Source organism: Streptomyces sp. NPDC005303, from assembly GCF_040607335.1.
Classification (GTDB): domain Bacteria; phylum Actinomycetota; class Actinomycetes; order Streptomycetales; family Streptomycetaceae; genus Streptomyces.
On the sequence record NZ_JBEXGM010000033.1, the window covers coordinates 85,336 to 96,452 of the forward strand.

Annotated in this window: 9 protein-coding genes, 1 tRNA gene and 1 pseudogene; 10 read left to right on the forward strand and 1 reads right to left on the reverse strand. The window is 68.9% G+C overall.

Features of this window, described 5'->3' with window-relative positions; all coding sequences use genetic code 11:
* Window positions 1-62: 62 nt before the first annotated feature.
* From ABZT93_RS33115 to ABZT93_RS33130, 4 genes are all read left to right on the forward strand, one after another.
* A tRNA-Arg gene (locus ABZT93_RS33115) sits at window positions 63-138 on the forward strand.
* Window positions 139-549: 411 nt separating this feature from the next.
* Window positions 550-1,380 carry a toll/interleukin-1 receptor domain-containing protein gene (locus tag ABZT93_RS33120; RefSeq protein ID WP_356111636.1) on the forward strand — a complete coding sequence of 277 codons (831 nt, stop codon included), beginning with the start codon at window positions 550-552 and terminating at the stop codon, window positions 1,378-1,380.
* Between the two features lie 584 nt (window positions 1,381-1,964).
* Window positions 1,965-2,216 (forward strand): hypothetical protein, encoded by a 252-nt coding sequence (locus ABZT93_RS33125; RefSeq protein WP_356111638.1) that lies wholly within the window; start codon window positions 1,965-1,967, stop codon window positions 2,214-2,216.
* Between the two features lie 11 nt (window positions 2,217-2,227).
* Complete coding sequence (locus ABZT93_RS33130; protein WP_356111640.1) at window positions 2,228-3,427, forward strand: SPFH domain-containing protein; 1,200 nt, start codon at window positions 2,228-2,230, stop codon at window positions 3,425-3,427.
* Between the two features lie 167 nt (window positions 3,428-3,594).
* Here the strand turns inward: ABZT93_RS33130 and helR are convergent, their stop codons facing one another.
* Window positions 3,595-5,745: an RNA polymerase recycling motor ATPase HelR gene (helR, locus tag ABZT93_RS33135; RefSeq protein ID WP_356111642.1), complete on the reverse strand. Its 2,151-nt coding sequence runs from the start codon at window positions 5,743-5,745 to the stop codon at window positions 3,595-3,597.
* A 323-nt stretch (window positions 5,746-6,068) separates the two neighbouring features.
* Between helR and ABZT93_RS33140 the strand changes: the two genes are divergently transcribed.
* The 6 genes and pseudogenes from ABZT93_RS33140 (at window position 6,069) to ABZT93_RS33165 (ending at window position 10,978) form a co-directional block, all read left to right on the forward strand.
* Complete coding sequence (locus ABZT93_RS33140; protein WP_356111644.1) at window positions 6,069-6,737, forward strand: glycoside hydrolase family 11 protein; 669 nt, start codon at window positions 6,069-6,071, stop codon at window positions 6,735-6,737.
* Window positions 6,737-7,414 carry a polysaccharide deacetylase family protein gene (locus ABZT93_RS33145; protein WP_356111646.1) on the forward strand — a complete coding sequence of 226 codons (678 nt, stop codon included), beginning with the start codon at window positions 6,737-6,739 and terminating at the stop codon, window positions 7,412-7,414. Before ABZT93_RS33140 ends, ABZT93_RS33145 begins: the two co-directional genes overlap by 1 nt.
* 455 nt (window positions 7,415-7,869) lie before the next feature.
* Window positions 7,870-8,787: an N-acetylmuramoyl-L-alanine amidase gene (locus ABZT93_RS33150; RefSeq protein ID WP_356111648.1), complete on the forward strand. Its 918-nt coding sequence runs from the start codon at window positions 7,870-7,872 to the stop codon at window positions 8,785-8,787.
* Window positions 8,788-8,949: 162 nt separating this feature from the next.
* Window positions 8,950-10,182, forward strand: a complete 1,233-nt coding sequence (locus ABZT93_RS33155; protein WP_356111650.1) for a DUF2235 domain-containing protein — start codon at window positions 8,950-8,952, stop codon at window positions 10,180-10,182.
* A pseudogene (locus ABZT93_RS33160) lies at window positions 10,183-10,465 on the forward strand (transcriptional regulator); the annotation flags it as partial.
* 9 nt (window positions 10,466-10,474) lie between these two features.
* Window positions 10,475-10,978 carry a glutathione peroxidase gene (locus ABZT93_RS33165; RefSeq protein WP_356111652.1) on the forward strand — a complete coding sequence of 168 codons (504 nt, stop codon included), beginning with the start codon at window positions 10,475-10,477 and terminating at the stop codon, window positions 10,976-10,978.
* Window positions 10,979-11,117: the final 139 nt, after the last annotated feature.

Genomic DNA, 11,117 nt, shown 5'->3' on the forward strand with positions numbered 1-11,117 from the left:
CCCAGCCCTGAACCGGGAAGAACACCGACGCCTCGATCGGCTACCCTGTCTGACGTCGGCTCGCCTTCGTAGCTCAGGGGATAGAGCACCGCTCTCCTAAAGCGGGTGTCGCAGGTTCGAATCCTGCCGGGGGCACCAGCGCAAAGGCCCCGGACCGATCATGGTCCGGGGCCTTTGACATCCACCTCTGACGTCAGCACGGGCGGTCACTCACGACCGGGGCGCCGCTTTTCGGAGTAGCCGGTCCATGTGGCTCATGGTCTCGCGCTGAGGGTCCTGGACGACGTATGTGTAGACGTCCAGGATGGCGGAGACGTCGTCGGACGCGCGTCATCTCTCCCCTGCCTTGGTGCGGCAACTTCCGGCCGGAGGCGGTTGCCAGCGAGGGGGCCGATGTAGAGGGCAGGCGGCGGGACGGCGCGGCGACGGCGGCTCTTCGGATCGTCGGCGTGCAGGACACCACCGCAGGGCGGGGTCCGACCAGCGAACGTCGACCACCCCTCATGTCATACTGACGAGAATTGGTCGGCCGTCCCTGGAGGCCCGTTGTTGAACGCCAAGTACGACTTATTCATCTCGCACGCCTCTGAGGATAAGGAGGAATTCGTGCGCCCCCTGGCTGCGTCCTTGATGCAGCTCGGACTGAAAACCTGGTACGACGAGCACTCCCTCACGGTGGGCGACAGCCTCTCCGCCTCGATCGACAAGGGACTTCAAGAATCAAACTACGGCCTCGTCGTACTCAGCCCCAGCTTCCTGAGTAAACCATGGCCCGAATATGAATTTCGAAGCCTGATCACATTGGAAATGGGTGACAGAAAGAGGATCCTTCCCGTCTGGTATCGCGTCGACCGAAGAGAGGTCATGCGGTTCAGTCCGCACCTTGCCGACAGATACGCATTCGATGCTACGGACAAGGGTCCGTTCCTCGCGGCTCTCGAGGCGCTGCGTGTCACGAAGCCGGAGGCGTACGCCAAGCTGTACCGGATGCATGCCGCCGAGAAAATTTCGATGCCCCTCGAAAAGTTGGCACCCAACCCCATGCTCGGGCCACCGCTGACGCAGCCGCAGTTGAGGAGGATCAGATTCATCCGCGAAGCTCTCATGGATGTATTTCCACAGAGCTGGAATGAGACCGTCATCTCCTTCAGGCGAGACCTTCCTCAATTTCGCGACGGTGAAATTGAGGTGTGGGAGTGCATTGCGGGAACCTACTTGCGGGTTGCAAGAAAATTCACTCTTGGCCGCAAGCGGAGGCAGGCTCTTTTTAAACTCCTCCTCGGCGATACTCTCGGTACACCTATACCGGATGACCCCAACCAACCCGCCTGGGTCCGAGCCGCAAGTGTCGAATTTGGCTCCGAACTTCCCAACGAGTGAACTCGTCAAGGGGTCGGGGCAGGTCGAGATCGCGCCGGCACCCGCACGTGCCACGGCTCGACAACCTCCAAGGCGCCTGCCTGGTATTACGGTCCCACCCTGTTCCGCTTCGCCCACTGGGAGGGCGGTCACCGAGCTCATGCGCATCGCCGACAGAGGGAAGCCCACCGCCGCGGTCATCGACTAATTCCCCTTCCTCGCCAAGGCCTCCCCCGCCCTCGCCGCCGAGTTCTGCGAGATCACCGACCCGCGCACCGCGCTGCTCACCCACGCCATCGTCGGCGGCACCCCCTGGGTCAAGCGGCTGCAGTGCCACAGCGCCACCGGCGTCACCGACGAACCGCGTCACCTCGCCGAGAACGACCCCGTCGTCCAGCTGATCGGTCCGGTGCGCCTCCACCACGGCGGCTGACCCTGGCGCAGCCGCCGCCTCCGCACCCGCACCCGCACCCACCTACGGAACCCGCCGCTGGAAGGCGGACTCGCGGGTGTCGGCGCAGGACGGGGCGTGCTGCCCGTTGGGTGGCGGGCGGACTGGGTCTATCGTCGGAATCCTGGGGCCAGGAGGAGGAGGACGGCCGGTGATGCCGCAGGACGAGGCCGTGATCGGCTGCACAGGGAAGGTACTCATCGGAACGCGCGGATCCGCGGGCCCCGGTGAGGTCCTGGTGCGGGTCAGAGGCGGCTCCGAGACGTTTCTCGCCTGGTCGGAGGATCCCCTGCCCATGGGCGCGACGGTGCTCGTGATCGAATCACGTGGATGCCGGGAGGTCGGCGTCATCGAGTGGGTGGATCCATTGGACGCGCTCGGCGGCGACACCGCCGACGCCGACTGAGGAGTACAAGCATGTTCGGATACCGCGTCCCCGCTCCCGACGAGGCGATGTTGATCTCGGGGGGCCGGCGGGGACTGGGGGGCGCGCCTTTCCGAGTGGTGACGGGGCACGGCAAGTTCGTGATCCCGTTCTTTCGCAAGACCCGCTTCCTGACCCTGTCGATGTGCGAGTCCGAGGTCACCGAGACCTGTGTGACCCGGCAGGGCATCGCGCTGCACGTCCGCGCGGTCATCGCGTTCAAGGTCGGCAACGACCACGAGAGCATCATCAACGCGGGCCAGCGCTTCCTCTCCGACCAGGACCAGATGTCGGTCCTGACCGGCCGTATCTTCGCCGGCCACCTGCGGGCGATCATCGGCTCGATGACGGTCGAGGAGATCGTCACCGAGCGGCAGAAGCTCGCGGCGGAGGTCCTGGACACCTCCAAGACCGAGATGGCCAAGATCGGTCTGATCGTGGACTCGTTGCAGATCCAGTCGATCGACGACGGCGACGCCGGCTACATCGACGCGATGTCCGCGCCGCACAAGGCGGCCATCCAGCGGCAGGCCCAGATCGCCCAGGCCCAGGCCACCCAGGCCTCCGCCGAGGCGGAGCAGGAAGCGGCCCGCAAGCAGGCCGAGTACGCCCGGCAGACCGCCGTCGTGAGGGCGGAGTACTCCGCCGAGGTGGACCGCGCCCAGGCGCATGCCTCCCAGGCCGGGCCGCTGGCGCAGGCCCATGCCCAGCAGGAGGTGCTCGCCGCCCAGACCGAGCTGGCCGAGCGCCAGGCCAAGCTGCGCCAGCAGCAGCTGGTGGCCGAGATCGTGAAGCCCGCCGAGGCCGAGGCCGAGCGGATCAGGGTGCTCGCCGCCGCCGACGCCCAGCGCATGAAGATCCAGGCCGAGGCGGCGGCCTCGTACGACCGGGTCGCGCTGGACCGGATGCTGATCGACCAGCTCCCGCAGATCGTGAAGGAGGCGGCCGGCGGTCTGGCCGGCGCCAACGTCAACGTCCTCAACGGCGCGGACGGTCTCGGCGAGATCGCCGCCGGCCTGGTGTCCCAGGGTCTGACGATTCTCGACTCGGTCCGCCAGAACCTGAACGGCCAGGACTCCAACGCCCAGGACTCCAACGGCCGGCGCCCGGAGCAGAGCGAGAACAACGGCCTGCTCCAGCTCCCCACCAGCAAGGAGAAGAGGTCCGACGACGGTCCCACCCGCGTCGACTAGGAGCGGCGATCAGCCGGTGGCCCGCCGCGGGCGTCGGCGGCGGGCTCCAGGCGTTCGGTGCGGGGGTCCTCGGCTTCTGAGGCAGGGCGAGGACCCCCGCCTCAGAAGCTGAGAACCCCTGCCTCAGAAGCTGAGAACCCCCGCCTCAGGAGCTCAGGACCCCTGCCTCAGGAGCTGGTGAGCACCACGAGTCGTTGCGTCGCCCGGGTCATCGCCACGTACCGGTCGACCGCCCCCTCGACGCCCTCTCCGAAGTTCTGCGGGTCCACGAGGATCACCAGGTCGAACTCGAGGCCCTTGGAGAGCACTGGGGTCAGGGAGTGGACCCGGGGCGTCGAGCGGAACCCGGGGTCGCCGATGACGCAGGCGATGCCCTCGGGGTGGGTGGTGAGCCAGGTGTCGAGGATCCGGTGCAGGTCCGAGACCGGGCCGTGGGTGACCGGGATGCCGGTGCTGCGGATCGACGTGGGGACGTTGGCGTCGGGGAGAGCCGTGCGGATGACCGGCTCGGCCTCCTTCATGATCTCTTCCGGGGTGCGGTAGTTGATGCTCAGGGAGGCCATCTCCACACGGTCCAGGCCCACCCGCTCCAGCCTCTCCTGCCAGGACTCGGTGAAGCCGTGCCTCGCCTGGGCGCGGTCGCCGACGATGGTGAAGCTGCGGGACGGGCAGCGCAGCAGCAGCATCTGCCACTCCGCGTCGGTCAGTTCCTGTGCCTCGTCCACGACGACGTGCGCGAACGGGCCGGCCAGCAGGTCGGGGTCGGCGATGTGCAGGGCGGACTCGTCCACCAGGGCGTGGTGGAAGTCCTCGCCGCGGAGCATCGTCACCAGGCCCATGCCGTACTCGTCGTCGGCGACCGCGCTCAGGTTGTCCACGACCGTGGCCATGCGCTCGCGTTCGGCGGCGACGGTGGCCTCGTTGCGGCGCCTGCGGCGGGAGATCTCCGGGTCGCCGAGCCGCTGGCGTGCCGCGTCCAGGAGCGGCAGGTCGGACACCGTCCAGGCCTGGCCCTCGGCGCGCTGCAAGGTCCGTACCTCTTCGCGGTCCAGCCAGGGAGCGCACATCCGCAGGTAGGCGGGGACGGTCCACAGGTCGGAGACCAGGTCGGCCGCCTCCAGGAGCGGCCACGCGCGGTTGAAGGCGGTGAGCAGTTCCCTGTTCTGGCGCAGGGACTTGCGGAGCAGCGCCTCCGGGGCGTCGCCCTCGTGCCGGTCGACCAGGATCGTGAGCAGTTCGTTCCAGACCTGGTCGCGCGCGTCGTTGTGCGGGGCGCCCTCGGCCGCGTCGAACGCCTCGGCCCAGTCGGCGGCGGTCAGCGGGATGTCGGACCAGTGGGTGGTGACGGTCATGCCCTCGGTGGGCGGCTCCTCGTAGAACCGTACGGCCTTCTCGATCGCCCGGACCAGGTCCGCCGAGGACTTCAGGCGGGCCACCTCCGGGTCGGTCTCGACGCCCGCTGCGGCTCCCTCGGCCACGAGGTCCCGGAGGACGCAGGTCTGCACGCCCTCCTCGCCGAGGCTGGGCAGGACGTCGGAGACGTAGGCCAGGTAGGGCCGGTGCGGGCCGACAAACAGGACGCCGCCGCGACGGTGGCCCAGACGCGGGTCGGAGTGCAGGAGGTAGGCGGAACGGTGCAGGGCGACGACGGTCTTGCCGGTGCCGGGCCCGCCGTCGACGACGAGCGCGCCACGGGATCCCGCGCGGATGATGGCGTCCTGGTCGGCCTGGATGGTGCCGAGGACGTCCCGCATCCGTTCGGAGCGGTCGGTGCCGAGGCTGGCGATGAAGGCGGACTGGTCGTCGAGCGCGGCGTGCCCGGCGAAGCCGTCGGGGGCGAACACCTCGTCCCAGTAGTCGCTGATCCGGCCGTTCGTCCAGCGGTACCTGCGGCGGCTGGCCAGGCCCATCGGGTTGGCGTGGGTGGCCCCGAAGAACGGCTCGGCCGCCGGGGAACGCCAGTCGACGAGCAGTCGGCGGCCCGTGCTGTCCGTGAGGCCGAGCCGTCCGACGTAGACGGGCTCGGCGTCGTCCGCGCCGACCATGTGTCCGAGGCACAGGTCCAGGCCGAAGCGGCGCAGGGTGCGCAGCCGGGCGCCGAGGCGGTGGACCTCCGTGTCCCGGTCCATCGCTTCCTGGCCGATGCCGCCGGGCGCCCTCAGGGTGGTGGCGAGGGTGTCGGACAGTTCGGCGGTCGTCTGCTCCAGGCACGCCGCGATGGCCGCGAAGTGCTCCTCGTCGGCGGCGATCAGCGTCGGGTCGGCCTTGGCGGCGAGGCGCTCGGGAAGGTCGAACACGCTGGTGGGCAGGGAATTCAAGTCAGCAGCTCCGGTTCGAGGTCAGCGGCCGTGGGGCCTACGGCCGGTAAGTGTGCGCCTCGACGGGGGCCTTGCCGCAAGTCCCCTGGTGCGCTATACGTTGAACACGGCAAGGAGGTGTCGACCTCCCTGCCTTTTCTTATGCCCCAGGGTATCCGGAAGCGTTTCGAAACATTCGGAGCTAGCCCGCCTCCATTCCCCTCCACACCCTCCGATCTTCCGAAAGATTTCGACGATTTCCTCAGGTGAGAGGGATCTCGAAGCATTCGAAACATCTGCCGAAACTGTTGACGCTTGACAGGGGCAGGCCAAAACTGTGGGACATGACTGACACACCCGCACACCCGACGCGCCGCAGCGTCTGCGGCCTCCTGCTGGCCACCGGAGCCACGCTGGCCCTGCCCGGCACCGCCGAGGCGGCCACGGTCATCACCACGAACCAGACCGGGACCAACAACGGCTACTACTACTCGTTCTGGACGGACGCCCAGGGCACCGTCTCCATGACCCTGAACTCCGGCGGCAACTACAGCACCTCCTGGCGCAACACCGGCAACTTCGTGGCCGGCAAGGGCTGGAGCAACGGCTCCCGCAGGACCGTGAACTACTCCGGCAGTTTCAGCCCGTCCGGCAACGCCTACCTGGCCCTCTACGGCTGGACCTCGAACCCGCTCGTCGAGTACTACATCGTCGACAACTGGGGCACCTACCGGCCCACCGGAACGTACAAGGGCACCGTCACCAGCGACGGCGGGACGTACGACATCTACCAGACCACCCGCTACAACGCCCCGTCCGTGGAAGGCACCAAGACCTTCAACCAGTACTGGAGCGTGCGGCAGTCGAGGCGGACCGGCGGCTCGATCACCACCGGCAACCACTTCGACGCCTGGTCCCGCGTCGGCATGCCGATGGGCAGCTTCAAGTACTACATGATCCTCGCGACCGAGGGTTACCAGAGCAGCGGCAGCTCCAACATCACGGTGGCGTGATGAGGGCCCGGGCGCACATCCCGTTACTGGCGACCGCCGCTCTGGCCGCCGCCGGCACCCTCACCGTCCCCGCCGCCGCTGCCCCCGCGCAGGCCGCCGCCTGCTCCGGATACGTCGGCCTCACCTTCGACGACGGTCCGGGCAGTGGCACCACCACCCTGCTCAACTCCCTGAAGCAGTACGGGCTCAGGGCCACCATGTTCAACGAGGGCCAGTACGCCGCCGCCAACCCGGCGCTCGTCAGGGCCCAGGTCAGCGCCGGGATGTGGGTCGGCAACCACAGCTACACGCACCCGCATCTGACCCAGCAGAGCCAGGCCACGATCGATTCGGAGATCTCCCGTACCCAGCAGGCGATCGCGAACGCCGGTGGCGGCACACCGAGGCTGTTCCGGCCGCCGTACGGCGAGACCAACGCGACCGTGAAGGCCGTAGAGGCGAAGTACGGGCTGACCGAGGTCCTGTGGCAGGTCGACTCGCAGGACTGGAACAACGCCAGTACCGACGCGATCGTCTCGGCGGTCGGCCGGCTCACGGCCGGGCAGGTCATCCTCATGCACGACTGGCCCGCCAACACCCGCGCGGCGATCCCGCGCATCGCACAGACACTGGCCGCCAAGGGGCTGTGCTCCGGCATGATCTCGCCCCAGACCGGCCGCGCGGTGGCGCCGGGCTGAACCAGAGCCCCAGCGATCAGCACCGTTGCCACACCACGGTGATCCGGCCTCGGGATCCGCACCAGCGATCCCGCCACGGTGATCCGGCTCGGTGAACCGGGCTCGGCGCGGCGGTCGTTCCCCCTCGGACCGCCGCGCCGAACGCCGAATACCGGTCACCAGTCACCAGTCACCGGAAGACCGTGCGCATACGACGCCGTCAGGGACGGCAGCAAGGCGGCAGCGCTCAGAGTTCCGGCCCCCCACACACGGCGTAACCCCCCTTGTGGGCGAGGGCCGTTGACTCCGTTCGGCTGCGAATCCCTCGATTTCCCGACCGGGGCGCGGCATTGGCGCAATCATGAGCGGCAGGTGCGGCGAGCACGTACCACTGAGTGCCATTCGCGCCACAACTCTCAAGATCCGTAGCCTACTTGACGCGTTCTCCGCGCGTCGCCCCGGAGGGAAACGCAGCCATGGCCACTCCCCTGTCCGCCGCGAAGATGCTCGCCGTACTGAAGGCCGAGGGCCTGACCGTGCACGAGCACTCCGGCTGGAAGACCCACAACCGCGACGCCGCGTCCGGGAAGTCCTTCGGCCCCGTCATCGGGGTGCTGATCCACCACACCGGCGGTCACAACGACAAGGAGCTCTGCTTCAAGGGCAGATCCGACCTGCCTGGACCGCTGTGCCACGCCTGGCTCGGCAAGACCGCCGGACTGTGGATGATCGGCAACGGCCGTACCAACCACGCCGGTTACGCCGACATCGATGTCCTGAACGCGCTCCGCGAGGAGAAGCCGCTCCCGCACGACGACGCGGCGAAGGCCGACGGCAACGACTGTCTGTACGGCCTGGAGATCGAGAACCTCGGCAAGGGCGGGGACCCCTACCCGGCAGCGCAGTACCGCCAGGCCGTGCTGTGGGCGGCGGCGATCTGCCGGGCGCACGGGTGGAGCGAGAAGTCCGTCGCCGGGCACAAGGAGTGCCAGCCGGGGAAGATCGACCCGAGCTTCGACATGGACGACTTCCGGGCCGCGGTGAAGAAGCAACTGGCCGTGGAAACCGGCAAGACGGAGCCGACGAAACCGGCGGGCAAGCCCCGCGTCGACCTGTCCCGGTTGGTCAAGGCCGCGAAGACCGACCCCGGGGCCAAGCAGGGCCACGTCAGCTACATGGTCGGCACCAACCTCACCGAGGCCGCCCTCGTCGAACTCGGCTATCTCTCCAAGTCCTATGCCTCGGACGGTTCCTTCGGCTCCACGACCGTCGCCGCCTACGCCAAGTGGCAGCGCCACCTCGGCTACACCGGCACCGACGCCAACGGCATCCCCGGCAAGGTCTCGCTGGCCAGGCTGGGCGAGAGGACGGGACTCTTCACGGTCGTGGCCTGACCGCCGGGCCCACCGCCGATCCGCCGCCTACCGCCACGCGCCGCTGCCGGCCCGCCGCCGTGCGCCGAGTTGCGGGTCGGCGCGGTCCCTGCGGTACTGGCTGTACCGGCTGTATCTACCGAGCAGTCGTGGGGTCCTCTCTACAGGGAGAGGAGACACATGATGGCCAAGCGTCTGGTGGTCTGTTGTGACGGGACCTGGAATCTCGCCGACCAGTCGAGCAAGACGAATGTCGCCAAGGTGGCCCTGGCCGTACGGCGACGCTCCGCTGCCGGAACGGAACAGCGGGTGTACTACCACAGCGGGGTCGGCACGAACCGGCGGGAACGGCTGCGGGGCGGGGCCTTCGGTGTGGGCCTCTCACGCAACGTGCTCGACGCCTACCGCTTCCTGATCCACACCTACGAACCCGGGGACACCCTGTACCTGTTCGGGTTCAGCCGGGGCGCGTTCACCGCGCGCAGCCTGGCCGGGCTGGTGCACAACTGCGGCATCCTGCGCCCGGAACAGTGCGACCGGATCGACGAGGCGTGGGCGCTGTACCGCAGCCGCGCCGACAAGCCGACCAGCGTGGCCGCGACGCTGTTCCGCGGGGCGTACTCGTACGAGACGGAGATCCGTTTCGTGGGCGTCTGGGACACGGTCGGCTCCCTGGGCATCCCGGTTCCGGCGCCCCGGCTCCTGCAGCCGCTCGTCGACCGCTTCAACCACCGCTGGGCCTTCCACGACACCACCCTCAGCAGGTCGGTGAACGGCGCCTTCCAGGCCCTGGCCGTGGACGAGGAGCGCTCGGCGTTCCCACCGACGCTGTGGCAGCAGCAGGAAGGCGCCGAACGGAACCAGGAGCTGCTGCAGGTGTGGTTCGCCGGGGTGCACCTCTCCGTCGGGGGCGGCGAGAAGGACCCGGGCCTGTCCGACATCACCCTCCTGTGGATGGTCCGGCAGGCCGCCCGGTACGGCCTGGAGTTCGACCCCCGGGTCCTCAGCGCGGATGGACCGGACAACATGCGCCCGCAGGAGTGCGCCGACTTCGCCGTCCACCCCGACCCGATGGGCCCGTGGGTCCCGTCCCGGAAGGGCTTCTACCGGGTCTTCCGGCCCCTGCACCGGCCCATCGGGCAGGAGCGGGACCAGCAGGGCCGCCTCGTCGGCCACGAGTTCCTGGCCGACACGGTCCTGCGCCGCCGCGAGGGCAAACCCGGCTATCGCCCGCCGGCGCTCGAGACCTATCTGAAGGAGTTCGGGGAACGGAACGTCAAGACAGTCCCCCTCGCCTTCACCGAGGTACCGGTCGAGACTCCGGGCGGTCAGGGGCCACGTCATCCGGACCACGCCGCCTCTCCAGAGCGAATGGCATCAGGGTCACCGCGGTCGACGCGGTCGCCATCAGGGTGAGCCGAACTCGTCGTCTTCGTCCCGGTGACGCCGGGCGCGGCTGGGCCACGTGGGAGGAGCCGGGGCGGTACGCCCTCGTCTACGGCTGCGCGGGCGCCCTCGCCGACCCGGGCGCCCCGAGCGTGCCCACGAGCCTGGGCACGCTGCTCGGTGCTGGTGGACGCGGGGCTGGGTGGAGCGGCGGCGGGCGGGGCGGTCGGTGCTGTATGTGCGGACGGCGGGCGGGGAGGTGCTGATGGAGGGCGTCGAGGGCCGGACCCGGGGATTCACCGGGCGGAGTTAGCATCCGCTCATGACGACTACAGATGGTTCCTCCCCCCTCGACGTCGAGATCGGTGCGCTCACGGGCGGCTCCGCCGACCTCGCCCAGTACGCCGGCAAGGCCGTCCTCATTGTGAACGTGGCCTCCAAGTGCGGGCTCACCCCGCAGTACAACGGGCTGGAGAAGCTCCAGGAGCGGTACGCGCAGCGGGGCTTCACCGTGCTCGGCGTGCCCTGCAACCAGTTCCTCGGGCAGGAGCCCGGCAGTGCCGAGGAGATCGCGGAGTTCTGCTCGGCGACGTACGGCGTGACCTTCCCGCTGACCGAGAAGGTCGAGGTGAACGGCGAGGGGCGGCACGCGCTGTACGAGCGGCTCGTCGATGTCGCCGACACGGAGGGGCACAGCGGGGACATCCGCTGGAACTTCGAGAAGTTCCTCATCGGGCGGGACGGGTCGGTCGTGGCCCGCTTCTCCCCGCAGACGGAGCCGGAGTCGGACGAGGTCGTGACGGCCGTGGAGAGCGCGCTGGCGTAGGCGGCTGCGGGTGCGCCGTGGCTGGTCGCGCAGTTCCCCGCGCCCCTGGAGGCTGTGGTGCCGGCCCCCACAGCGCCCTGTCTGCTCCACCGTGTGTCACCCTCCAGTTGCGGATCATGAACACAGAGCATGACGTAAC